We start from the raw sequence: 24713 nt of genomic DNA, 5'->3' as shown, positions 1-24713 counted from the left end.
GTTCGGCGGCCGGGCGGCCGACCTGCTCGGCCGCCGCCGCGTCTTCGTGCTCGCCCTGGCCCTCTACGCGCTGTCCTCGCTCGCGGGCGGGCTGGCCACGGGCCCCGTCGTCATCATCGTCGCCCGCGCGGTGCAGGGCGTCGGCGGGGCGCTGCTGCTGCCCTCGACGCTGGCGCTGCTCAACAGCCTGTTCGCCGAGGGGCGGCAGCGCAACCGGGCGCTGGCCGTCTGGGGCGGCGCGGGCGCCAGCGGGCTGACGATCGGCGCGCTGCTCGGCGGCGTCCTCACCGAGAACTTCGGCTGGCCCGCCGTCTTCTTCGTCAACGTCCCCCTGGCCGGGCTGGTCGCGCTGGCGGCCCTGGCCGTCGTCCCGCGTGACCCGGCCAGGCGGGAACGGCGCAGGTTCGACATGCCGGGGGCGCTCACCGTGACCGGCGGGTCCACGCTGCTGGTCTTCGCCCTGGTCGAGGGGCCCGAGCTGGGCTGGGGCAGCCCCCTGGTCGCGGGCGCCTTCGCGGTGGCCGCCGTGCTGCTGGTGATCTTCGCGCTGGTCGAGGCCCGCAGCGCGGATCCGCTCATGCCGTTCCGGCTGTTCCGCAACCGCAGCCTGACCGTCGGCATGCTGGTCACCTTCGTCTACATGGCCACGTTCGGCGTCCTGCCGTACTTCCTCACCGTGCTGCTGCAGAGCGTCCACGGCTACAGCGCCCTGCAGAGCGGGCTGGCCTTCCTCGTCCCGTCGCTGGCCATCGCCGCCGGCACCCAGGGCGGCGAACGCCTGGCCACCCGGATCGGCACCCGGGCCACGCTGCTGATCGGCTTCGCCGTCGGCGTCGCCGGGACCGCCGTCCTGGCCCTCGGCTTCGACGCCGACGCCGGGTACGGCCTGCTGATCCCCGGTCTCGTCGTCTCCGGCCTGGGTCAGGGCGTCGTCTGGACCGCCATGTGGATCGCCGCCGCCACCGGCACCCCCGCCCACGAGCAGGGCGTCGCCAACGGCATCGCCTCCACCGCGCTCAACATCGGCAACGCCATCGGCCTGGCCGTCTTCACCGTCATCGCCGACCTCGGCACCGCGGGCAGGACTGGCCAGGCCCTGCGCGCCGCCACGGCGGACGGCGAGTTCCTGGTCGTCCTGCTCACCGCGGCGGTGATGATCGCCGGCCTCCTGGTCACCCTCACCCTGCCCCGCCGCACCCCCTGACCGCTCGCCCCTGACCGTTCGTGCCTGACCGCCTGACCGCCTAACCCCCTGGCCGCTTGCCCCCTGACGCGCGCCTCGGCCGCCGCGGGCACCCCTTCGGTGCATGCGGCGGCCGAGGCGTCCGCGCCCGCAGGGCCGCCGTTCAGTGCTGGTGCGCCTCTTCCAGCGACGCCCCCGCCAGCCGCGCCCTGACCGCCCCGGTGAAGGCGGGACACTCGAAGACGTTCTCGTGCGGGCAGGCCATGCCGTGCGCGATGGCGGTGCGCGCCACCTGGGCGCGGGCGATGCGCTCGTCCAGCTCGGCGAGTTTGCGCCCGTACAGCTCCCGCCACCCGTCGCCCGGCTGGGACCGGGCCGCGATGAACGTCCTGATCTCGCGCAACGTGAGGCCGACCTCGCGCAGCAGCAGGATCACCGCGACCCGCTCGGCCGCCGACGGCGGATACCGCCGCTGCCCCGAGACGCGCTCGGGCTCCGGGATCAGCCCGAGCTCCTCCCAGTAGCGCAGCGCGGAGGTGGCGACCCCGGTGCGTTCGGCCAGCTCGCCGATCGTCAACTGCTCACTCATGGGACCGCAAGCATACGTGAGCCCGCCGTCCTGGATCAGGCCCCGGCAGGCGGCGCGGCGGCGATCGGCGGCGCCCCGTGTTGACAGGGGCCGACCCCTCTCCTAATCTCTTCTTCAGAGAAGATAAATCTTCAAAGAAGCAAATGCTTCCGCGAAGTCACCTGAGGAAGGGCAACGACCATGAGCAACACCCTCACCGCCGCCGACGCCGCCGCCATCACCTCCGTGCTCGACCGTCTCGCCGACGCCTGGAACCGGGCCGACGGCGGCGCGTACGGCGACCTGTTCACCGAGGACGCCACCTACATCACCTACGTCGGCACCCTCTACACCGGCGCCCGCGAGATCGGCGACGCCCACCAGGCGCTGTTCGACAGCTTCGTCAAGGGCACCAGGCTGGCCAGCGAGACCGTCGGCATCCGTCTCGCCGGCCCCGGCACCGCCCTCGTCATCACCCGCGGCGACACCTACAAGGGCAAGCCCGGCAAGCTGCACAAGATCCAGACCTACACGATGGTCCGGCAGGCGGACGGCGACTGGAAGATCGCCGCCTTCCAGAACACCAAGCACCAGGCCCTCATAGAGGCCATCTCCTTCACGTTCCAGCCCGCCAGCAAGCCCGCCGCCCACGTCTGAAGCTCTCCCGCCACCCTCGCCACGGAAGATCGCCCGCTCATGACCTCCCTCGCCGTCGTCGCCGCCACGGGCCGCACCGGACGTCTCGTCGTCGAACGCGCCCTCGCGGCCGGGCACGCCGTCACCGCCGTCGCCCGCCGCCCCGGCGGCCTCGACCTCGACCACCCGCGGCTCGTCCGCCGCGCCGCCGACGTGACCGACCCCGAGAGCCTGCGTGACGCGCTGACCGGCCACGACACCGTGATCTCCGCCCTCGGCCCGTCCGGCCGCGGCCCCACCACGGTCTACTCGCAGGGGACCGCCGCGATCGTCGCGGCGCTGCCGCCGTCCGCCCGGCTCGTCGTGATCTCCTCGGCCGGGCTGGCCGTCCCGCCCGGCGCGGGGCCCGTCACCCGCCTGCTCGGCCGCGTCCTGCACCACGTCATGCGCCATCCGTACGCCGACATGGCGCGCATGGAACAGGCGCTTGCCGGGACGCGGCTGAACTGGACGGCCGTCCGCCCCACCGGCCTGACCGACCGGCCCGGCACCGGCCGCCCCCGCGTCTCGATCGGCGCGACCGAACGCCTGGGCGCCCGTACGTCCCGCGCCGACCTGGCCGCCTTCATCGTCGGCCACCTCGACGACCCGCGGACCTACCGCCTGCCCGTCGCCGTCTCCTCCTGACCGCGACCCCGGCCTCACCGCCCCGGCGGAGCAGTGAAGGCGCCGGCCGCGGCGGCGAGCACGGCCGTCCGCGCCGCCTGCTCCGGCAGGTCCGGGTCGGGGGGAGTGCGGAGGAGCACCAGGTGGTGGTAGAGCGGCGCGGTGGCGGCGACGAGCAGCCGCCGCGCGTCGGTGCCGGCCGGCAGCTCGCCCCGCGCGACCGCCCGCCTGACGATGACCTCGCAGCGGGTGTACCGGTCCTCCCAGAGCCGCCGCACGCCGCGAGCGGCCTCCTCCGAGCGGAACGAGGCGGCGATCAGGGCCGCGGCGATCGACGGCTGCGCGGTCATCGCCGCCTGGTTCTCGTGATTGAGCGCCGCCAGGTCGCCCAGCAGGGAGCCGGTGTCCCGAGGCTGCCAGTCGTCGTCGCCGGTCGCCTCCAGGACGTCGGCGAGCAGGCCGCCGACGTCCCGCCAGCGCCGGTAGACCGTCGCGCGGTGCACGCCCGCGCGGGCCGCGACGGCGTCGAGGGTCAGCCCGTCGAAGCCGCGTTCCGCGAGCTCGGCGCGGACCGCGTCGAGAACCTGCGCGCGGATGCGACCGGTACGGCCACCCGGACGGCGGCGCGGCCCGGACGACGGGCTCTCGGACGTCGTCGCTCCCTTACCCGTTTGCGAGGCGGACGTCGGCATGCCACCATCTTAATGTACAAGTTGTCGCATTAGCAGTGGCGGAAGGTAGAGATCCATGAACGCCCGCGTCCCCGCCGACCCCACCGTCCTGCACCCGATGCCCGCCCAGCCGCGGGTGGTGCTGCTGCGGCCGCTGGTCAAGTCCCCGCTGATCGAGGTGGGGGAGTTCTCCTACTACGACGACCCCGACGACCCGACCGCGTTCGAGACCCGCAACGTGCTCTACCACTACGGCCCGGAGAAGCTGGTCATCGGCCGCTTCTGCGCCCTGGGCACCGGCGTGCGGTTCATCATGAACGGCGCCAACCACCGCATGGACGGCCCCTCGACCTTCCCCTTCCCCACCATGGGCGGCTCGTGGTCCGACCACTTCGACCTGCTCACCGGCCTGCCCAACCGCGGGGACACCGTCGTCGGCAACGACGTCTGGTTCGGCCACGGCGCGACAGTGCTGCCCGGCGTGCGCATCGGGCACGGCGCGATCATCGGCGCCGGCTCCGTGGTCACCTCCGACGTGCCCGACTACGGGATCGTCGGTGGCAACCCGGCCCGCCTCATCCGCACCCGCTACCCGGCCGACGACGTCGCCCGCCTGCTCGCGGTGGCCTGGTGGGACTGGCCCGCCGAGCACATCACCGAGCACGTGCGCACGATCATGTCGGGCAGCGTCGCCGACCTGGAGGCCGCCGCGCCGGATGCGCGTCGCGCCTGACCGTCGTCCAGCACCTGTTCCGCCGCGCAGAACCCGAAATGAGTGACTCGCCCATGTCCCGCCGCCGCGCCCACATCGCCATGGTCGGCATCCCCGCCGTCAGCCACGTCCTGCCCAGCCTGGAGATCGTCCGCGAGCTGGTGGCCCGCGGCCACCGGGTGACGTACGCCAACGACCCGGCGGTCGCCGACCTGGTCACGGGCACCGGCGCCGAGCTGGTCCCGTGCACCTCGACGCTGCCGGTCGCCGACAACGACTGGCCCGGCGACCCCATCGCGGCGATGAGCCTCTTCCTGGACGACGCCGTCCAGGCGCTCCCGCAGCTGCGCACCGCCTACGACGACGACCCCGCCGACCTCTACCTGTACGACATCGGCGCCTACGCCGCGCGGGCCCTGGCCGAGGCGCAGGGCCGTCCCCTGCTGCAGCTGTCGCCGACGTTCGTGGCCTGGAAGGGCTACCAGGAGGAGGTGGCGGCGCAGCTGTGGCGGCTGCCGGGGGCCGACGCCTACCGGGCCAGGTTCGCCGGCTGGCTCGCCGGGTCCGGCGCCACCACCACCGACGTCGACGCCTTCTCCGGCCATCCGCCCCGCGCGCTGGCCCTGATCCCGCGGGCCATGCAGCCGCACGCCGACCAGGTCGACACCGCCACCGTGACCTTCGTCGGCCCCTGCCACGACCTGCGCGGGCAGGGCGGCTGGACCCGTCCGGGCGACGCCGCGAACGTCCTGCTGATCTCCCTGGGGTCGGCCTACACCCGTCAGCCGGAGTTCTACCGCCGATGCCTGGCGGCCTTCGGCGACCTGCCCGGCTGGCACGTCGTGCTGCAGATCGGCAAGTACACCGACGTGGGGGAGCTGGGCGAGATCCCGTCCAACGTCGAGGTGCACCCGTGGGTGCCGCAGCGGGCGATCCTCGACCAGGCCGACGCGTTCGTCACCCACGCGGGCATGGGCGGCTGCTGCGAAGGGCTGCTGGCGGGCGTGCCGATGATCGCCGTCCCGCAGGGCGCCGAGCAGTTCGCCAACGCCGACCGGCTCGTGGAGCTGGGCGTGGCCCGCCGCATCGACACCGCCGACGCCACGGCCGAGGCCCTGCGCGCCGCGCTGGCCGAGCTGACCGGCGACCCCGAGGTGGCCCGCCGCCTGACGCGCCTGCAGGCCGAGGCGCGGGCCGAGGGCGGCACCACCCGCGCCGCCGACCTCGTCGAGCAGATGCTCGGCTGAGCCGCCGGGCCGGGCGGCGATGGTGACCGGGTGAAGATCACGTGGTAGGTACTCTCGGCATGGAGTTCTTCTGCTACCACCGTGACCGTCCCGGATCGGGCCCCCTGCGCGGGGAGTTGGGGGAGGCGCACTGGTCCTACATGGACCGGTACGAAGCGGAGCTGATCGCCCGCGGCCCGACCTTCGACCGCGACACCGACGCGGCCACCGGCAGCGTGCACATCGTCGACCTGCCCGACCCCGCCGCCGCGCGGGCGTTCGCCTTCGACGAGCCCAACTACCAGGCCGGGGTCTACCGCGACGTGCTGCTCCGCCGCTGGCGCAACGTGCTGGGGCGCACCATGTGGGAGTTCCCCGGCGGCCGGCAGGGCGGCAACCGGTACCTGGTGCTGGGCCTCGGCTCCGGGCAGCCCGCCGACCTCGTCCCGCCGGCCGACGGCGACGAGCTGATCGCGTACGGGCCGCTGCTGTCCGACGACGGCGCCACCTGGGTCGGCACCGCGCTGCTGGTCCGCGCGCCGGACGCGGACGCGGCCCGCGCGGTCCTCACCGCCGACCGCTACGCCGGGATCGAGGTGCACGACTGGGAGTTCGGCGGCCGTCGATGACGACCGGCGGCCGCGCGACGGTCAGGGCGATGCCGGGGAACCGAAGCTGGTACCCATGACGATCTCCCGCACGCGCGGCCGTGGGCTCGGCCGCGCGTTCCATGGACGGCTACCACTCGGCGAACGAGCCGTCCCGGTGCCGCCAGATCGGGTTGCGCCAGGCGTGCGACGAAGCCTGGCGCACCGCCTTCTCGTCGACCTCGATGCCCAGGCCGGAGGCCGTCGGGCGGTCGAGGTGGCCGTCGGTGAAGGTGAAGACCGAGCGGTCCACCAGGTAGTCGAGGAGTTCGCTGCCGTCGTGGTAGCCGATGCCCAGCGACTGCTCCTGGATGAGGAAGTTCGGGGTCGCGAAGTCGATCTGCAGGCAGGCGGCCAGAGCGATCGGGCCGAGGGGGCAGTGGGGAGCGAGGGTGACGTCCCAGGTCTCGGCCATCGCGGCGATCCGGCGGACCTCGGAGATGCCCCCGGCGTGCGACAGGTCCGGCTGGATCACCGCCACGCCCGTCGGGAGCACGTCGCGGAAGTCCCAGCGGGAGAACAGGCGCTCGCCGGTCGCGATGGGAATCGTCGTGGACTCCACCACTCGTCGCAGGTCGCGGGAGAACTCGGGAAGCACCGGTTCTTCGGCGAACAAGGGGGACAGCGGCTCAAGCAGCGGCAGCACCTTGCGCGAGGCCGCCGACGTGAAGCGGCCGTGCAGGTCGACGGCCAGGTCGACGCCGTCGCCAACCGCGTCGCGCACCGCCGCGAAGCGGGCCACGATCCGGCTGGTGAGGGCCGGTGACGGGATCGGCGGCATCCGGCCCTCCCAGGCGGCGAACTTCAGCGTGTCGAAGCCCGCCTCCACCCGGGCCACGGCGTTCTCGGCCAGTTCCGCGTCCGTGTCGCCGTGCGCCCACGTGTAGACCTTGGCCTGATCGCGCACCGGGCCGCCGAGCAGGTCGTAGACCGGCACGCCGAGAGCCTTGCCCTTGATGTCCCACAACGCCTGGTCGATCCCGGCGACCGCGCTGGACAGCATCGGGCCGCCCCGGTAGAAGCCGCCCTTCGACATCACCTGCCAGTGGTCCTCGATGCGTCCGGGGTCGGCGCCGACCAGCGCCTCCATCAGCGTGTTCACGCAGGAGGCGACCGTCTCGGCGCGGCCCTCGACGATGGGCTCGCCCCAGCCGCTGACGCCCTCGTCGGTGTCGACGCGCAGGAACATCCAGCGCGGGGTGACGGTGAAGAGCTCGAAGCCGATGATCTTCACTGGAACACCTCGGGGTTGTCGCCGTGCAGGTTCCGGTGGAACGGGTCGCCCGGACCGATCTCGCCGGAGCGCACCGGCTGCCCGGTGAGCGCCGACTTGTACATCGCCGTGATCAGCTCCAGCGCCCTGCGGCCGTCCTGGCCGCTGCCGCGGGGCCGCCGTCCGGCCCGCAGGTCGGCGATCAGGTCCCGGAGCTGGGCCAGGTGGGAGCTGGGCACGTCGTCGGGCGGCGGCCAGTCGAGACCGGTCACGCCGGGGGCGGGGGTGATCGTCCAGTTCTCGTTGGCGTAGCCGTACAGGTGGGTGAGCTCCAGGGTGGCGGCGGCGAGGTCGACGCGCAGGTGGCTGACCTGGCGCGGCGCCAGCGACGTGCTGACGACCGTGGCCAGCGCGCCGGAGTCGAAGCGGACCAGCGCCGTCGTCACGTCGTCGGTCCGCACGTCGCGGGCGAGCCTGGCGGCCATGCCGCGCACCTCGCTCCAGTCGCCGAGCAGTTCGAGCATGAGGTCGATCTGGTGGATGCCGAGACCCATGGCGGGGCCGCCGCCCTCGGTCTCCCACCGGCCGCGCCACGGGACCGCGTAGTAGCCGGCGTCGCGGAACCAGGTGGTCTGGCAGTGCGCGACGTACGGCCGGCCGAGTGCGCCGCCGGAGACCAGCGCGCGGGCGTGCTGCGCGGCCGAGCCGAAACGCTGCTGGTAGACGACCGCGGCGTACGGGCCGCCGTCCTGTTCGGCCGCGGTGATCTCGTCGTACTCCGCCAGCGACAGGCACGGCGGCTTCTCGCACCACGCCCACGCGCCCGCGCGCAGCGCGGCGACCACCTGGTCACGGTGGAGCGCGGGCGGGCTGGCGATGTCGACGAGGTCGGGGCGCAGGTCCCGCAGCGTCGCGGCGAGGTCGTCGGAGGCGTGCGGCACGGCCCACCGGTCGGCGAACGACCTGGCCGCCTCGACGGTGGCGTCGACGACCGCCACAACCTCGATATCGGCCGACATTTCGCGAAAAACCGGCATGTGGGTGGAGTCGGCGATCTGACCGCCGCCCACCAGGACGACGCGAAGAGGGGAAGGCATGGGGGGTACCTCGGGAGGTTCAGGCGGTTTGGGCGGAGACCACGCGCAGATAGGCGGAAGCCGACTCGCGGGTGCGGATCTCGATCGGCAGCACCACGTGCTCGACCTCCGACGCCGTCTCGGGATGGTCGATGCGCTCGGCCAGCAGCCGCATCGCCCGCTCGCCCATCTCCCGCGACGGCAGGCGGGCGGCGGCGACCGTCAGCGGCAGCAGGTCGAACGGCCCCGCGTCGTCCATGCCGGCCAGCTCGACCTGGCCGGGCACCTCGACGCCCATCGCGGTGAGGTCGGAGGCCGCGTGCGCCAGCACGAACCCGTTGGCGCACAGCAGCACCGTCGGCGGCTCGCGCCGGTCGAGCAGCCCGGCCAGCATCTCCCGCCGCCGGTCCTCCGGCAGCCGCAGGTAGGTCTTGAGCGCGGTCAGCTCCGGCGAGACCGGCAGCCCGTGCTCGCGCAACGACTGCACGTGCCCGGTGAGGCGCTCCTGCACCGAGGTGCACTCGGTGGCGTCCCACAACGCGGTGATGCGCCGGTGCCCCTGCCCGATGAGGTACTCGGTCAGCCGGTAGCCGATGGCGAAGTTGTCGAAAAGCACCGCGTCGGTCGGGGACTCGGGGTGGTAGCGGTCGACCATGACCAGCGGGACGCGCCGCCGTCTCAGCTCGGCCAGGGCGGGGGAGTCGTGGTGGGCGTCGACCGAGTACAGCGCGACGCCGCTGGCCTGGGTGTCGAGCGCCTGACGCAGCGCCTTCTCCTGGGCGGCCGGTGAGCCCTTGGTGTTGGACAGGAACATCCGGTAGCCGAGTTCGGCGCAGACCGACTCGATTCCGTCGATCACGTCGGAGTTGTGCGGCCCGTGCCCGTGCATGATGTAGGCGATGGAGCGCTCCCGCGTCGACTCGGCCGGGACGGGCCGGTCGGCCACGAACGTGCCGCGTCCGCGCCGGCGTACCAGGTAGCCCTCGGTGACCAGCTCGTTGAGCGCGCGCACCGCGGTGGTGGTGCTCACCCCGAACCGTTCGCAGACCTCGCGCTGGCTGATGAACGGCTCGTCCTGCACGTACTCACCGCGCGAGATCGCCGCGACCAGATCCCGCTTGACCTGCTGGTAGAGCGGCTCCTGGCTGTCGGACGATTCGTTCATCCTGCCCCCATCCGTCCCGTTCGTGATCGTTGACACGTTAACACGCTAAGACTAACGTCGGGCCGCATTCGGCGAAAGGACACCCAGCGGTGACACCCGAGGAGTTCCTGAAGGTTCAGGACGAGCGCTACGACCCCGAACACCGGCTGCCGTGGCAGCTGTCACGCAGCAACGGATACCACACCACGATCCCGGCCGGCAGCCGCGTGCACGACACCCGCGCCTCCACCGACTACGCGATCGCGTTGCTGCAGGCAGGCCGCCTCGACCGGGCCAAGGAGGTGCTCGGCGCGATCGTCGACCTGCAGGAGCGCGACCCGCTCGACGACCACTACGGCATCTGGGGCTACTTCATGGAGGAGCCGCCCCAGGCCATGGCGCCGGCCGACTGGAACTGGGCCGACTTCATCGGCGTACGGCTGGCCCAGGTGCTGGCCGCGCACGGGGACGTCCTCGACGGCCGGATCGCCGAGGCGCTGCGCCACGCGGCCCTGTCCATCTTCCGGCGCAACGTCGGCCCGCGCTACACGAACATCGCCCTGCTCGGCTCCGTCACCTGCGCGAGCGCCGGCGAGCTGCTCGGCACGCCCGAGTTCCTCGCCTACGGCAGGCGCAAGCTCACCGCGATGCTGGAACGCGACGCCTTCGCCGAGTACAACTCGCCCGCCTACAGCCCGTTCCTGCTGGAGATCTGCGAACGCGCCCACGTGGTGGTCCGCGACCAGGGGTTCCTGGAGCAGATCGAGGTCATGCGGGAACGCGTGTGGGCGGCGCTCGCCGAGCGCTTCCACCCGGGCACCGGGCAGCTCGCCGGACCGCACGCCCGCGCGTACACCGACTGGCTCAGCGAGGAGTTGACGTGTTATCTCGCCGCCCAGACGGGGGCGCCGATCGAGGCGCGCCCCGGCGTCGGGATCCGTGACGACACCCCGCGCATGGTGCCCACGCTGCCCTGCCCGCCGCGTCTGGCCGGGCGCTTCGCCCGGCTGCCCGAGCCCGAGGTGCAGGTCAGGACCGTCTTCGACGGCCAGACCACCGGCACCACCTGGCTCGGCGAGGACGCCACGCTGGGCACGGTCAACGAGGAGTTCGCCTGGGTGCAGCGCAGGCCGCTGCTCGGCTACTGGCGCACGCCCGAGGACCCGGCCGTGGTGCTGCGCGCCCGGATCATGCACAACGGCCACGACCTGACCGCCGCGTGGTGCCGTCAGGCGCAGGACGGGCCCAGGGCGCTGGCCGGATGGTGGCTCACCTACGACTCCGGCGACTTCCATCCGAACCTGGACAAGCCAGAAGGCAGCGTCTTCGACGTGGGCGACCTGCGGCTGCGCGTCACGCTGCGCGGCCGGGGCGTGCACGGCCGCGAGCTGGGCGACGGCGTCTTCGAGCTCGCCGCCGGAACGCGCAGGGCGGTCGTGCACACCGGCGCGGCCGCCTTCCTCGGCGAGCCCGCCACCTGGGCCCTGGCCCGCGGCGAGGACGAGGTCGCCGTCGAGGCGGTGCTGTACAGCGGGCCGCGCCGACCGGTCGACTTCCACCACGCGATCCTGCGCGCCGGGTTCGCCGTGGAACTGCTCGCGGAAGGCGCGGAACCCACCGCGCAGGCGCTGCTCAGCGCCGTGGGGGAGGAGGAGGTCCGCTGGTCGTGGGGCGGCCTGGAGGTCGCCGTGCCCGCCCGTCCCACCCGCTTCTGAAAGGCGCGTCCCCGCATGCAGGAAACCCAGGCCCCCTGGCCGCCCAGGGACGGGCTGACGATCACGCGGGTGCGTGCCGTCGTCACGGCGCCCGAGGGCATCCCGCTGGTCGTGGTGCGGATCGACACCTCCGACGACGGCCTGTACGGCCTCGGCTGCGCCACCTTCACCCAGCGCTTCCACGCTGTCGCCGCGGCCGTGGACGAGCACGTGGGCCCGATGCTGATCGGCCGCCATCCGGCCGACATCGAGGACATCACCCGCATGATCCACCTGTCGTCCTACTGGCGCGGCGGACCGGTGCTGAACAACGCGCTGTCCGGCGTCGACATGGCGCTGTGGGACATCGCGGGCAAGCGCGCCGGCATGCCCGTGTACGAGCTGCTCGGCGGCCGGGTGCGCGCGGCGGCGCCCGTCTACCTGCACGCCGAGGGCGCCACCGTCGAGGGCACGCTGGAGCACGCCCAGCGGCTCATGGCCGCCGGATATCGCCACGTCAGGCTGCAGACCGGGCAACCGGGGCTGGGCGGCTACGGAGCGCCCGGCAGGGCGAACGCCTACCCGGACGCGCCGCATCCCGACGGCTGGGACGTCAGGCACTACCTGCGCACCACCCCCGCCCTGTTCGACCGGGCCCGCGAGGTCCTGGGCGAGGACGTCGAGCTGCTGCACGACGTGCACAGCCGGCTCACGCCGAAGGAGGCGATCCTGCTGGCCAGGTCGCTGGAGCCGTACCGGCTGTTCTTCCTGGAGGACGTGGTCGCGCCCGAGCACTACGACCGGCTGCCCGAGGTGCGGGCGGCCTCGCCCGCGCCCATCGCGGTCGGCGAGCTGCTCGTCTCGGTGCCCGACGCGGCCAGGCTGGTCCTGGGCGGCGGCGTCGACCTGCTGCGCTGCCACGTCTCGGCCGTCGGCGGGCTGACCCCGGCGCGCAAGCTGGCCGCGCTCTGCGAGCTGACCGGGGTGCGCACGGCCTGGCACTCCCCGGGCGACGTCTCGCCCGTCGGCGTGGCGGCGAACCTGGCGCTGGACGTCACCACGCCCGCGTTCGGCATCCAGGAGGGGCACGTCTACCCCGACAGCGTGTGCGAGGTGTTCCCCGGCACGCTCAATCCCGTCCGAGGTCACCTGCGTCCCGCGGACCTGCCCGGCTGGGGCATCGAGCTGGACGAGAAGCTGGCCGCCGGGTACCCGCCGGTCACGCACCTGCACGAGCGATGGGCCGCGCGGGTCCGCCGCCCCGACGGCGGCATAGAGCCGCCTTAGTTGACGCGTTAACTCGTTGCATTTCGTGCGCGTTACCATCCCGTGCTTTACACGTTAACGCGTCATATATAGCGTTCGACTCGACTCGCCCCCCGGCATGAACTTGGAGTCCCGATGAACACGTACATGGCTAGAGGAGCCGCGGGTCTGCTGCTCCTGGCCGCGGTCGCGGCGTGCGGCGGCGGGCAGGACGGCACGTCCGGCGGCAAGACCGAGATCACCGTCTCCGGCATGCCGCCCAGCACCCAGCCGGAGAGCCAGAAGAACTTCCTGGCCCAGGTCGCCGAGTTCGAGAAGGCCAACCCGACCATCAAGGTCAAGCCGACCGAGACGCAGTACGACGTCAAGACGTTCGCGGCGCGCCTGGCCGCGGGCCAGCTGGAGACGGTCTTCCGCGTCCCGCTGACCGACCCGCAGGCCATGATCAGGCGCGGCCAGGTCGCCGACCTCACCGCGGACCTGAAGCTGCTCGCCAAGTCCGACTTCGACAAGCGCATCCTGGCCCCGAGCAGCACCCCGGACGGCAAGATCTACGGCCTGCCCACCGAGGCGTACGCCGCCGGCCTCGTCTACAACCGTGAACTGTTCACCAAGGCCGGGCTCGATCCCGACAAGCCCCCGGCCACCTGGGACGAGGTGCGGGCCGCCGCCAAGACGATCAGCGACAGGACCGGGGTGCCCGGCTTCGGCATGCACGCCACCGCCAACACCGGCGGCTGGATGCTCACGACCATGACCTACTCCTACGGCGGCCGGATGGAGAAGGAGGAGGGCGGCAAGGTCGTCCCCGCCTTCGACGACGCCCCCACCAGGCAGGCCCTCGCCCTGCTCAAGGCGATGCGCTGGGACGACCGCTCGATGGGCACCCAGCACCTGCGCAACCAGGACGACCTGCTGCGTGACTTCGCCGCCGGCAAGGTCGCGATGATGATGGGCGCGCCCAACCTCTACGGCAGTTACGTCGCCAAGTTCAACGGCAAGCCTGAGGTGTACGGCCAGACCACGCTGCCGTCCGGGTCGGGCAAGGGCACGCTGCTGGGCGGCACGGTCGCCGTCGTCAGCCCGAAGGCCACGCCCGAGCAGCGCCAGGCGGCGGTCAAGTGGATCGACGCCGTCTACCTGCGGCCCAAGTACGACCCGGCCCTGGCCACCGAGCGGGCCGAGAAGAAGAAGGCCGACGGTCTCGTGGCCGCCGTGCCGCAGCTGCCGTTCTTCGCCCCCGCGGTCTCCGACCCGGTGATGGCCGCGGAGAAGGCCGTCTCCAACGTCGACTGGGAGCACTTCGCCACCTACAACGAGGGCGTGAAGGCGCAGGAGTTCATCTCCGAGCCGCCCGTCGCCGGCCAGGAGCTCTACGCCGCGCTCGACACGGTCGTCCAGGCGGTGCTGACCCGCCAGGACGCCGACCCGGCGGCCGAGATCACCAAGGCCGTCGAGAAGGTGAAGCCGATCCTGGACAGGTCGCAGCAGTGACGGCGCTGGCCGAGCAGGCGGACGCGGCGGTCACCACGCCGCGCCCGCCCCGGCGGCGCCGGGCCCGGCACCCCTACGCGGTGGCCTCGGTGTTGTTCCTCGCGCCGCTGGTGCTCGTGTTCGCGGTGTTCTCCTGGTGGCCGATCCTGCAGAGCGCCATGCTCGCCTTCCAGCGCACCAACCTGGTCGAGGCGGCGAGCTGGGTCGGCTGGCAGAACTTCGCCAACCTGTTCGCCGATCCGCTGCTCGGCAAGGCCGCGCTGAACACGCTCTGGTTCACCGTCCTCGCCCTGATCCTCGGCTTCCCCGTGCCGGTCTTCCTCGCGGTGGTCATGTCGGAGCTGCGCAAGGGCGGCGGCCTGTTCCGCGTGCTGGTCTACCTGCCGGTGGCGGTGCCGCCGGTCGTGGCGATCATGATGTGGAAGTTCTTCTACAACAGCGACTACGGCCTGCTCAACGGCCTGCTCGGGCTCGTCGGCCTGGGCCCGTTCCCGTGGCTGCAGGACACGCGGTGGGCGATGCCCTCGCTGGTGCTGGAGGCCACCTGGGCGGGCGCGGGCGGCACCGTGCTGATCTACATCGCGGCGCTGACCAGCGTCCCCAGGGAGCTGTACGAGGCGGCCGAGAGCGACGGCGCGTCGATCCGGCGGCGCGTGTGGCACATCACGCTGCCCCAGCTCCGCGGCGTGCTGCTGCTCATGCTGCTGCTGCAGGTCATCGGCACCTTCCAGGTCTTCACCGAGCCGTTCGTCATGACCGACGGCGGCCCCGAGGACGCGACGGTGACCGTCCTGCTGCTCATCTACCGGTACGCCTTCGTCTACGGCGACTACGGCATGGCCGGCGCGCTGTCGGTGCTGCTGGCGGTCGTGCTCGGCCTGCTGTCGGCGGTGTACCTGCGCATGACGAAGGCTTGGAGCACGACATGAGCGGACTCATCTCCGACTCCGACCGCAAGAAGCGCGGCGTACGCGCGGTGCTCGGCTCGACCCAGTTCGCCGTCTTCCTCGGCGTGCTCGTCGCCGGGCTCGGCCCGATCCTGTGGACGGTCAAGGGGGCGATCTCCCCGACGCGGGAACTGCTCACCGACCCACTGCGCCTCTACCCGGCCGCCCCCGACTGGTCGCTGCTCGCCGAAGCCTGGAGCAGGCTGCGCATCGGCCACTTCATGCTCAACACGGTCGTCCTGGCCGGAGGGTCGTGGCTGGCGCAGATCGTCGTGTCGGTCATGGGCGCGTACGCGCTGTCGGTGCTCCGGCCGCGCTACGGCAAGTACGTCTACGGCGCGATCCTGGCGACGCTGTTCCTGCCGGGCAGCGTGTCGCTCGTCGCGCTCTACCTGACGGTGCTCGACGTGGGCATCGCCGACACCACGTGGGCGGTGTGGCTGCCGCACGCCGCGCACGCCTTCACCGTCCTGCTGATGAAACGTTTCTTCGACGGGATCCCGCGCGAGCTGTTCGGCGCGGCCCAGGTCGACGGGGCCGGACCGTGGCGGATGTTCTGGCACATCGTGCTGCCCATGTCGAAGCCCATCCTGGCCGTGACGTCCCTGCTGACGATCATGGGCGCCTGGAAGGACTTCCTGTGGCCCATGGTGGCCATCTCCGACGGCGAGCTGCACCCGATCTCGGTGGCGCTGCCCAGGCTGGCGGAGTTCGCCGAGGAGAACATGGTCATCGCCGGCATGTTCATGGCGTTGATGCCGCCCGTGCTCGTCTTCATCGTCTTCCAGAAGTACATCGTGCGCGGCGTGGGGTTCACGGGGGTCAAAGGTTGATGCTCAGCAGAGTGCTCGTCACCGGCGCCGCCGGGCTGATCGGCCGGGCCGTCCTCGCGCGCTGCGCGGCCGAGGACGTGCCGGTGACCGCGCTGGTCCTGGAGGATCCGGGCGACCTCAAGGCCGACCGCGTCGTCGTGGGCGACGCGGGCGACCCCGAGGTCGTACGGCGGGCGCTGGACGGCGTCGACGCCGTGATCCACCTGGCGGCCATCCCCAGCCCCAACGACAACCCTCCGCAGGAGGTCTACCTCAACAACACCGGCGCCACGTTCGCGGTGCTCGACGAGGCGGGCCGGGCCGGGGTGCGCCGGGCGGTCATCGCCAGCAGCCTCAGCGTGCTCGGCATGCCGTTCTCCCCGCACCGCCTGGAACCGGCCTACCTGCCTGTCGACGAGGCGCACCCGCTGCTGGCCGCCGACCCGTACGCGCTGTCGAAGGAGGCCGACGAGTCCACCGCGCGCATGATCCACCGGCTGCACGGCATGACGGTGGTGGCGCTGCGCTTCCCGTTCGTCGGCGGCCCCGAGGACCGGCTGCCCGAGCGGGCCGCCGAGTTCGCCGCCGAGCCGGCCAGGGGAGTCGCCGACCTGTGGGCCTACCTCGACTCCCGGGACGCGGCCACCGCCTGCTGGCTCGGCGTCACCCGGCCGATCGACGGCTCCCACGTGCTGTTCGTGGCCGCCCCCGACACCATCGTCCCGCTGCCCACCGCGGAACTCGTCCGCCACTTCCTGCCCCGTTCCCCGCTGCGCGCCGCCCTGCCCGGCCGGGCCGTGCCGATCGACGTGACCCGGGCCCGCCGGGTTCTCGGCTTCGAGGCGGAGCACCTGTACCAGCTCTGACAACGGAGAGGATCCACCCCCCATGAGATCCCGCATCCACCTCTGGTTACGAACCGTCATCATCTCCCTACTTTCCGTCCCGTTCCTGGCCGCGCCCTCCCACGCGGCCACCGACATCGACCAGGTCGTCGGCGACTTCGAGTACGGCACGCAGGGCTGGGCCCTGGGGCTCGGCCCGGAGTTCCCCGGCGCCAAGGGCGCCCTCACCAGCGACGCGGCCGACGCGAGGACCGGAGCGCGCTCGGCCCTGCTGACCGCCGACCTCACCGCCGGCGGCAAGTACGTCGAGGCCGGGTACGCCACGGCCGCCGACCTCAAGGCGCTGTCGCTCTGGGCGCGCTCGCCCGCACTGCCCACGGTGACGCTCCGGCTGGTGGACAGCACCGGGCAGACCCACCAGCAGCGGCTGCCGCTGGCCGCGGGCGGCGACTGGCAACGGCTCACCGTCACCTCCTTCACCGCCGGACAGTCCTACCAGCACTTCGGCGGGGCCGGCGACGGCGTCTGGCACGGGCCGGCCAAGCGGGTGGCGTTCCTCGTCGAGCGCACCGGGCAGCTCCGGCTCGACGGGGTCACGATCACCGCGCCCGCCCCCGACCTCGCCCTGGGGCAGCGGGCCGTGGGCAACGTGTTCGTGCAGCCCGCCCAGCCCTCGTTCGACGTGACGAGCCGGGGCGACGCGCTGACCTGGACCGTACGCGACCTGTCCGGCGTCCAGGTGGCCGCGGGCGGCGGAACTCCCGGGACGCTGGCCGTACCGGTCGCCAGGCCGGGGCACTACCGGCTCAGCGTGACCGCGACCTCGGCCGGGACGGCGATCGCCACCAAGGAGACCACGTTCGCCGTGCTCACGCCCTTCACCGCGACGGGTGACTCCCCGTTCGGCGTGGCCGGTCACTTCACCCGGGCCGACTGGGGCGCTCCCGGCGGCGACCTTCTCGAACTGGCCGCCAAGGCCGGGGTGCGCACCGTGCGCGACGACGCGTTCTGGGAGTCGATCGAGAAGACCGAGGGCGTCTACGAGTACGGGCGCTACGACCCGCTGCACGCCACGCTCGACGCCAAGGGCATGCGCTGGCTGCCGATCGCCGCCTACACCAACCCCCACCACGACGGGAACGCCACGCCGTACACCGACGCGGGCCGCGCCGCCTACGCCGCCTACGCCTCGGCGTTGGTCGGCACGTACGACCTGCCGTGGATCGAGGTCTACAACGAGTTCAACATCGGCTTCGGCGACCGCGGCGACGGCCCGGCCGACTCGCGCGCCGACTACTACTTCCCGCTGCTGAAGGCCACCTACGAAAAGGTCAAGGCCGACCACCCGCAGGTCACGGTCGTCGGCCCGGCCTCCGCCGGCGTGCCGCTCGCCTGGCTGGAGGAGCTGTTCAAGCTCGGCGCCCTGAAGTACCTCGACGCCGTCTCCATCCACCCCTACGTCTATCCGGGCACCCCCGAGTCGGCCGCCAAGAGCATCGACGACCTCGACGCGCTGGTCAGGAAGTACAACAACGGCCGGTCCAAGCCCATCTGGATCACCGAGCAGGGCTGGCCCACCCACGCCGACGCGCGCGGCGTCACCGAGGCCGTCCAGGCCGCCTACGTGGTCCGCACCCACGTGGCGGCGCTGGCCAAGGGCGTGCAGCGGTTCTTCTGGTACGACTTCATGAACGACGGCACCGACCCGGCGCTCAACGAGGACAACTTCGGCCTGGTGCGCAACACCGCCGACGCCTCCGGCCGGTGGACGCCCAAGCCCGGCTACGTCGCCTACGCCGCCATGACCAGGCAGCTCACCGGGGCCGCCTACGTCAGGCAGGAGGCCGAGGGCCGTCAGCTCTTCCGCAAGGACGGCCATGACCTCCGCGTCCTGTGGTCGGCCCAGCCCGCGACCGTCTCGCTGCGCACCGACGCCCCGCTCACCGTCACCGACCTGACCGGCGGGAGCGAGGTGCTGCGCCCGCTCGGCGGCCGCGTCACGCTCTCGCTGTCCGGCGACCCGATCTACGTGCGCGGTGACGCCGTGCTGGAGGACGCCGCCCGCTACACGATCACCGGCGGCGGCGCCGTCGTCGGCGAGGGGATCGAGCTGAAGCTGGCCGTTGACGCCACGCGCGGCCCCGCCGTACGCGGCAGCTTCGCCGTCGGCGACGTCGACGTGCCGGTGTCGGTGCGCGGCGGGCGCAGGGCCGAGATCCCGGTGTCGCTGCCCGCCGTGACCCGCACCGGCCCGCTCGACCTCGTCGGCCGCCTGAAGATCCACGGGAGGCCGGTCGCCAGACTCGGCTCGCGGGTCGAGGTGACGCAGCCGTTCGCGGTCACCGCCAGGCACGTGCTGCCCGACGACCTGGCGATCACCGTGCGCAACCTGTCGGCCAAGGAACTCGCCCCCGGCGACCTCGGCTGGACCTTCGGCGCTCGCACCGGCACGCTTCCGATCGCCGGGACCGTGCCCGCGGGCGGCTCGCGCACCGAGCGCCTTCCGCTGGCGGACCTGCCCGCCGGGCCGTACGAGCTGCGGCTGGACGCCGTCGCGGGCGTCGGCGTCACCGGCCGGGTGGCCCGCGTCGCCGACGGCGCGCTCAACCGGGCCGGCCGCGCCACGATCACCGTCGACGGCGTGCCCGACGACCTGACCGGCCGCCCGGCCGTCGACCTCGCCGACGGAACCGTCAAGATCCCCTCGTACGGCGGGCCGGACGACCTCAGCGGCATCCTCCACGTCACCTGGGACGCCGACCGCTTCTACCTCAGCGCCAGGATCCACGACGACGTCCACACCCAGACCAGCACCGGAGCCGACATCTGGCAGGGCGACTCCCTGCAGTTCGCCGTCGCCGCCGGGCTGCCCGGCGAGACGCGCACCTGGTCCGAGCTCGGCCTCGCGCTGACCGCCCAGGGCCCGCAGTTCCACCGCTGGCTCGGCGACGGACCGGAACCCGACGCCAAGGTCGCCGTCACCCGGGACGAGACGGCCGGGGAGACCGTCTACGAGCTGTCGCTGCCCTGGGCGGCACTGGCCCCGCTCACCCCGCAGGACGGCCTGTTCAGCCTGTCCGTCGTCGCCAACGACAACGACGGGACCGGCCGCGAGGGCTGGATCGAATGGGGTTCCGGCATCGCCGGGACGAAGAACCCCGCCCTCTTCCGCCCCGCCCGCTTCATCGGGCAGTAGACGAAACCCCCTGCCCCCACCTCACCCTGCCCACCGGGACCCGCACCGGTCTTCGCGCGGGGCCCGATCACGAGCGTCACCTAGGAGTGGCATGCATCGGCTGAAACGCTGGAACACCCCCACCGTCTACAACGGCTGGGAACAGATCACCCAGCGCGACATCGCCTTCCACCAGGAGGAATCGCGCGACTTCATGCCCCAGATGGGCCCCATGGTCGGCCGGGCGGTCACCGTCGTCATCGAGCCGGGCAACCCGGAGCACCCCGCTGACGTGTGGGACGACTACCGGCGCTACGTGGCCTCGGTCGACGGGCCGAAGATCGTCGTCGTGCAGGACCTCGACAAGCCCAGAACCGTCGGCTCGTTCTGGGGCGAGGTCAACAGCGGCGCGCACCGCGCGCTGGGCTGCGTCGGCACCATCACCGACGGCGCGATCCGTGACCTGGACGAGATGACCGGCGCCGGGTTCAAGGCCCTCGCCAGGCGGCTGTGCGTCGGGCACGCCCATGTCCGCCCGGTGCGCTGGGGCGTACCGGTCGAGGTGTTCGGGCAGGTCGTCGAGCCGGGGCAGCTCGTGCACGCCGACCAGCACGGGTTCCTGGCGATCCCGGCCGAGGACGAGGAGGGACTGCTGGAAGCGGCGGCCTTCATGGACGCCAACGAGTGCGGCACCGTCATCCCCGCCGCGCAGTCGGCGGGCCGCTCCCACGAGCAGGTGATCGCCGACCTCGGCGCGGCGGGCGAGGACTTCGCCCGCGCGGCCGGAGAGCGCTACGGACGGCAAGGAGAATCCCGCTGATGAAGATCATCTCAAGGAGGGTGGCCGCCGCCTGCGCGGCCATCCTGGCGGCCGGGCTGCTGACGGCACTGCTGACGGCCCTGCCCGCGCAGAGCGCGAGCGCCGCGGCGGCGGCCACGGCCGTGCTCGGCGCCGACCCCGTCTACACCGGCGTCGTCAAGGCGTGGCCGGGCGACGGCGACAAGGACCCGGCCCACGCCGTCAGCGAGCGCGGCGGCGAGTCGTGCTGGCAGATGTCCGGCACGCCGTACAACCGCTACGTCTACGTGGACGTGGCCGACGCCGCGATCCCGGCCGGGGCGACCCGCGCCTGGGTCGTGGTCCGCTACTTCGACGCCGGACCGGTCGGTCTCGACGTGCACTACGACGGCAAGGCCGGCGCCTTCACCGGCAGCGCCAACGTGGCGCTGACCGGCACCGGCACGTGGAAGAGCTCGGTCATCGGGCTCAGCGACATCAACTTCAAGAACCGGGTCAACGGCGCCGACTTCCGGCTCAACGTCAAGGCCGACGCCGCCTCGATCCCCGCCGTGTGCTTCAGCAGGGTCGAGGTGCACTTCACCGACCCGTCGCAGCTCACGATCACCAACCCGTCGCTGGTCTTCACCCAGGGGACGAACACGATCGACGTCGCCGCGGCGGCCGACCAGGTCGAGTGGACCATCGGCGACCCGAACGGGGTCCCGCTGCGGTCGGGCACGCGGGCGGTGGCCGGCGGCACCACGAAGATCGACATTTCCGATCTCGGCCCGGGTTACTACCGGCTGACCGTCTCGACCGGGGTCACCACTCGTTCCACCTCGTTCGGGGTCGTCACCCCGCTCGCCACGAGGGATCCGTACTTCGCCGCCGCCATCCACTACGGCTGGCAGCCGGGCATCGAGGAACAGCTGCTCAGGACGGCCGCGCAGATCGGATGGACCGAGGTGCGCTCCGACGCCAACTGGTCGGGCATCGAGAAGCAGGCGGGCGTCTACGACTTCACCGGCGCCCTCGACACCGGCCTGCGCAAGGCGCATGAGAACGGCATCACCACGATGCCCATCCTCGGCTACCGCAACCCGCTGTACGACGGCGGCAAGACGCCCAGCACCCCCGCCGGTCTGGCCGCGTTCGCCCGCTTCGGCGCGGCCGTGGCGGCCAATTACGCCTCCTTCACCAAGGACGTCTCGGTCTACAACGAGTACAACTCCACCGGCTTCAACGACGGCGCCTGCGGCATCACCCCGCAGTGCTACCTCGACGTCGTCAAGGCCCTCTACCCGGCCATCCACCAGGCCGTGCCCGCGGCCAACGTGGTCGGCCCGACCTCGGCCGGCACCCAGCTCGCCTGGCACGACCAGTTCTTCGCCCTCGGCGGCCTGGACTACCTCGACACGCTGAGCGTCAACTTCTACGGCTACGCCGACGCCGGGGCCGGCACGCCGCCCGAGCGGACCGTGATGACGACCGAGTTCCCGCAGCTCGTGGCGAAGGTCAAGGCCAGGAAGGACATGCCGATCTGGATCAGCGAGAACGGCTGGCCCACCCACACCGCCGGCTCCACCGAGGCCCAGCAGGCCGACTACCTGATCAGGGCGCAGACGCTGGCCAGGAGCGCGGGCGCGGACAAGTACTTCTGGTACGACCTCATCGACGACGGCGACAACGCCGGCGAGCGCGAGCACCGCTTCGGCCTGTTCCGCCGCCCGGCCTCCGGCGTCGCCGCCCCCTCGCCCAAGCCGGCCGCGATCTCCCAGGCCGTGCTGATCCGCAAGCTCGCCGGCCGCACGCTCGGCGCCCGCCAGGACACCGGCGACGCCGACGTCCACTCCTACCCGATCAGCGGCGGCACCCGGCTGCTGTGGGCCGTCCAGCCCCGCTCGGTCACGCTCAGCGCGCTCGGCGACGTCACGCTGACCGACCAGTTCGGCGCGGTCAGCACGCTCAGGCCGCAGGCCGGCAAGGTGCGGCTCGACCTGGACGGCAGCCCCGTCTTCGTCTCCGGCCCCGTCTCCTCGGTCAAGGCCGGCGCCTCGCCGCTGTCGGTCAGCGCCCCCGAGCAGTCGGTCACCGGTGAGAAGCTGGTCGTGACCGTCACGGCCGACCGCACCGGCGGCGCGAAGCTGCCGGGCAGGCTGGCCGTGGCCGCCGGCGGAGTCAAGGCCGACCTGGTCACCCGCAAGGGCAGGAAGACGTCGGTCACGCTGGAGCTGCCCGCCACTCCGGTGACCGGCCGCAGGCCGGTCACCGCGACGGCCGCCGACGACCGCGGCCCCATCGCCCGGCTGCGCTCGGGAACCCAGGTGGTCAGGCCGTACACGGTCAACGGGCGGCCGGTCGTCGACGGGAGGAAGCTCCGGGTCACCGTGACCAACAACAGCCCGTCCACGCCGGTCAAGCTGAGCTCCGTCGCCTGGCAGGTGGGCTCGTGGCGCGGGGTGGTCGCCGATCCGGCCGAGGTGCCCGCGCTGGGCTCGGCCTCGGTGGAGGTGCCGGTGCCGGACGCCCTGCCGTACGTGAACTACAGCTACGCGGTCACGGCCGGGAACGCGAGCGACACCGGGTCGCTCAGCTTCAGTCCGATCGAGAAGGCCGGGGCGACCACCCTGGACCCGATCGACCTGAACGGCCTCGGCCGCTGGGTGGGCCTGCGCGGCGGCACCCGGACCGGCCCCGACGACCTGTCCGGGACCATCCGGTTCACGCACAGCCCGGACGCGCTGATCCTGGACGCGGTCATCAAGGACGACGTGCACAACGCCGCCCGCACCGACCCGTCGCAGACCTGGCAGGTCGACTCCGTGCAGTTCAGCCTGTACTCGGCCTTCCCGGGCGAGCTCACCGGCGAACGCGTCGAGATCGGCGCGGCCCTGCTGCCGTCGGGGCCCGCCGCCTACACCTGGACCGGCCCGGCCGGGCCGACCCCGGGCGCCGACGTCGCCATCACGAGGGACGAGACGGCCAAGACCACCACGTACCGGCTGGCCGTGCCGTGGGCGTCGCTCGGCTACGACAAGCCGCCGACCGGCGTGATCGGGATCTCGTTCCTCGTCAACGACGCCGACGGCGGAACGGGCGGCGACGCCCGCGACGGCTACCTCGAATGGGGGAGCGGCGTCGGCAGCGCGCCGAAGAACCCGGCGCTGTTCCGCTCCGCCCAGCTCGTCTGAGCGGTCCGGTCCAGGTCGTCGAAGCCCAGGACGTCGAGTCCCAGCTCGGCGGCCTGGGCCAGCACCGTCTCCAGCCGCGCCGGTGACACGTGGTTGCACTCGTGCGAGTCGGCGACCGCGTGCGCGTAGAACGTCACCGCCTCCTGCCGCCCGGCCGCGCGCACCAGGGCCGAACGCACCGAGGCGTCGTCGACCCCGGCGGGCTTGAACAGCTTGCCCGTGTCGATCCCGGCCCCGATCAGCACGCGGCGCCGGGCGAGCTCGGCGACCGGGGTGAAGATCTCGTCCACGGTGTCCAGGCCGCCCCCGGCCGGGTGCCGGGCGCCGCCGCGCAACCGGGGGAACACCCCGCCCAGCACCGCGTCCGACTGTTCGTCGCGGCGGCTCACCGGATAGGCGAAGCAGGCGGCCTCGAACCCGTGCGCGCGCAGCGCCGCCAGGCACGGGGTGACGTCCTCGGCCAGGTAGCCGTCGCCGCCGAGAGCCGCGATCCGGTCGGGCGCCCACAGGTGCCGGTAGCCGTGCGCCCCCACGGTGTGCCCGTCGTCCGCCAGCTCGCGCAGCCGTTTCCAGCCGTCGTCGTCGATCCTGTACGGCTCGCTGACGAAGAACGTCACCCGCGCGCCGTACTCCCTGAACAGGCCGCGCACCGCGCTCCACTCGGGGACGAAGCCGCTGCGGTGGGCGGAGGCTCCACGGGCCTCGGGGGTCTCCGGATCGAAGGGGCGGATTAGTCTTGGTTAGCCGGGGTCGGGCAGGAGGGCGA

21 protein-coding genes are annotated in these 24713 nt (G+C 72.7%); 15 read left to right on the top strand and 6 right to left on the bottom strand.

The window, feature by feature from the left end; all coding sequences use genetic code 11:
• On the top strand, window positions 1–1204 hold a 1204-nt coding region (locus ACWCSD_RS21090), incomplete at its 5' end, for an MFS transporter (RefSeq protein ID WP_449917075.1).
• Window positions 1205–1346: 142 nt separating this feature from the next.
• Here ACWCSD_RS21090 and ACWCSD_RS21085 read toward each other — a convergent pair.
• Complete coding sequence (locus ACWCSD_RS21085) at window positions 1347–1772, bottom strand: MerR family transcriptional regulator (RefSeq protein ID WP_449917073.1); 426 nt, start codon at window positions 1770–1772, stop codon at window positions 1347–1349.
• 180 nt (window positions 1773–1952) lie between these two features.
• On the opposite strand from ACWCSD_RS21085, the gene ACWCSD_RS21080 reads away from it, so the two are divergent.
• Together ACWCSD_RS21080 and ACWCSD_RS21075 are read left to right on the top strand one after the other, a co-directional pair.
• Window positions 1953–2408 (top strand): SgcJ/EcaC family oxidoreductase, encoded by a 456-nt coding sequence (locus tag ACWCSD_RS21080; RefSeq protein ID WP_449917070.1) that lies wholly within the window; start codon window positions 1953–1955, stop codon window positions 2406–2408.
• 39 nt (window positions 2409–2447) lie between these two features.
• Window positions 2448–3074, top strand: coding sequence for an NAD(P)-dependent oxidoreductase (locus tag ACWCSD_RS21075; protein ID WP_387674145.1), 627 nt, complete (start codon window positions 2448–2450; stop codon window positions 3072–3074).
• A 14-nt stretch (window positions 3075–3088) separates the two neighbouring features.
• On the opposite strand, the gene ACWCSD_RS21070 is transcribed toward ACWCSD_RS21075, so the two are convergent.
• Window positions 3089–3745, bottom strand: a complete 657-nt coding sequence (locus ACWCSD_RS21070; protein WP_449917065.1) for a TetR/AcrR family transcriptional regulator — start codon at window positions 3743–3745, stop codon at window positions 3089–3091.
• 55 nt (window positions 3746–3800) lie between these two features.
• Here ACWCSD_RS21070 and ACWCSD_RS21065 point away from each other — a divergent pair, with 55 nt between their 5' ends.
• Genes ACWCSD_RS21065 through ACWCSD_RS21055 form a run of 3 tightly spaced genes read left to right on the top strand, consistent with a single transcriptional unit; the run spans window position 3801 to window position 6291 of the window.
• Window positions 3801–4457: a CatB-related O-acetyltransferase gene (locus ACWCSD_RS21065; RefSeq protein WP_364338778.1), complete on the top strand. Its 657-nt coding sequence runs from the start codon at window positions 3801–3803 to the stop codon at window positions 4455–4457.
• A 38-nt stretch (window positions 4458–4495) separates the two neighbouring features.
• Window positions 4496–5683, top strand: coding sequence for a macrolide family glycosyltransferase (locus ACWCSD_RS21060; RefSeq protein WP_449917061.1), 1188 nt, complete (start codon window positions 4496–4498; stop codon window positions 5681–5683).
• A gap of 41 nt (window positions 5684–5724) precedes the next feature.
• Complete coding sequence (locus tag ACWCSD_RS21055) at window positions 5725–6291, top strand: YciI family protein (protein WP_364338774.1); 567 nt, start codon at window positions 5725–5727, stop codon at window positions 6289–6291.
• Between the two features lie 109 nt (window positions 6292–6400).
• Here the strand turns inward: ACWCSD_RS21055 and dgoD are convergent, their stop codons facing one another.
• From dgoD to ACWCSD_RS21040, 3 genes are read right to left on the bottom strand one after another with little or no spacing between them, the layout of a single operon-like run.
• Complete coding sequence (gene dgoD / locus ACWCSD_RS21050; RefSeq protein WP_449917058.1) at window positions 6401–7543, bottom strand: galactonate dehydratase; 1143 nt, start codon at window positions 7541–7543, stop codon at window positions 6401–6403.
• Window positions 7540–8619 (bottom strand): Gfo/Idh/MocA family protein, encoded by a 1080-nt coding sequence (locus ACWCSD_RS21045; protein WP_449917055.1) that lies wholly within the window; start codon window positions 8617–8619, stop codon window positions 7540–7542. The genes dgoD and ACWCSD_RS21045 overlap by 4 nt, the downstream gene beginning before the upstream one ends.
• A gap of 19 nt (window positions 8620–8638) precedes the next feature.
• Window positions 8639–9763: a LacI family DNA-binding transcriptional regulator gene (locus ACWCSD_RS21040; RefSeq protein ID WP_358299374.1), complete on the bottom strand. Its 1125-nt coding sequence runs from the start codon at window positions 9761–9763 to the stop codon at window positions 8639–8641.
• 89 nt (window positions 9764–9852) lie between these two features.
• Here ACWCSD_RS21040 and ACWCSD_RS21035 point away from each other — a divergent pair, with 89 nt between their 5' ends.
• The 9 genes from ACWCSD_RS21035 (at window position 9853) to ACWCSD_RS20995 (ending at window position 23947) form a co-directional block, all read left to right on the top strand.
• Window positions 9853–11457 carry a hypothetical protein gene (locus ACWCSD_RS21035; protein ID WP_397158517.1) on the top strand — a complete coding sequence of 535 codons (1605 nt, stop codon included), beginning with the start codon at window positions 9853–9855 and terminating at the stop codon, window positions 11455–11457.
• A 15-nt stretch (window positions 11458–11472) separates the two neighbouring features.
• Entirely contained in the window at window positions 11473–12723 is a 1251-nt protein-coding gene (locus ACWCSD_RS21030; RefSeq protein WP_397158515.1) for an enolase C-terminal domain-like protein, read from the top strand.
• Between the two features lie 114 nt (window positions 12724–12837).
• A complete protein-coding gene (locus ACWCSD_RS21025) occupies window positions 12838–14196 on the top strand; it encodes an extracellular solute-binding protein (RefSeq protein WP_397158513.1) in 1359 nt (452 codons plus the stop codon).
• Window positions 14193–15125, top strand: coding sequence for a carbohydrate ABC transporter permease (locus ACWCSD_RS21020; RefSeq protein ID WP_449917049.1), 933 nt, complete (start codon window positions 14193–14195; stop codon window positions 15123–15125). Before ACWCSD_RS21025 ends, ACWCSD_RS21020 begins: the two co-directional genes overlap by 4 nt.
• Complete coding sequence (locus tag ACWCSD_RS21015) at window positions 15122–15976, top strand: carbohydrate ABC transporter permease (protein ID WP_397158509.1); 855 nt, start codon at window positions 15122–15124, stop codon at window positions 15974–15976. Before ACWCSD_RS21020 ends, ACWCSD_RS21015 begins: the two co-directional genes overlap by 4 nt.
• On the top strand, window positions 15976–16821 hold the full coding sequence (locus ACWCSD_RS21010) for an NAD-dependent epimerase/dehydratase family protein (RefSeq protein ID WP_397158507.1): 846 nt from the start codon (window positions 15976–15978) through the stop codon (window positions 16819–16821). The genes ACWCSD_RS21015 and ACWCSD_RS21010 overlap by 1 nt, the downstream gene beginning before the upstream one ends.
• A gap of 22 nt (window positions 16822–16843) precedes the next feature.
• Window positions 16844–19996 carry a sugar-binding protein gene (locus ACWCSD_RS21005; RefSeq protein WP_397158505.1) on the top strand — a complete coding sequence of 1051 codons (3153 nt, stop codon included), beginning with the start codon at window positions 16844–16846 and terminating at the stop codon, window positions 19994–19996.
• Window positions 19997–20087: 91 nt separating this feature from the next.
• Window positions 20088–20795 carry an RraA family protein gene (locus ACWCSD_RS21000; RefSeq protein WP_449917045.1) on the top strand — a complete coding sequence of 236 codons (708 nt, stop codon included), beginning with the start codon at window positions 20088–20090 and terminating at the stop codon, window positions 20793–20795.
• A complete protein-coding gene (locus ACWCSD_RS20995) occupies window positions 20795–23947 on the top strand; it encodes a hypothetical protein (RefSeq protein ID WP_449917042.1) in 3153 nt (1050 codons plus the stop codon). The genes ACWCSD_RS21000 and ACWCSD_RS20995 overlap by 1 nt, the downstream gene beginning before the upstream one ends.
• On the opposite strand, the gene ACWCSD_RS20990 is transcribed toward ACWCSD_RS20995, so the two are convergent.
• Entirely contained in the window at window positions 23872–24597 is a 726-nt protein-coding gene (locus ACWCSD_RS20990) for a polysaccharide deacetylase family protein (protein WP_449917040.1), read from the bottom strand. The genes ACWCSD_RS20995 and ACWCSD_RS20990 overlap by 76 nt on opposite strands.
• Between the last annotated feature and the right edge of the window lie 116 nt (window positions 24598–24713).

Source organism: Nonomuraea sp. NPDC001684, assembly GCF_053596515.1.
The sequence above is the reverse complement of the archived record's forward strand: the minus strand, read 5'-3'. Positions and strand labels throughout refer to the sequence as shown.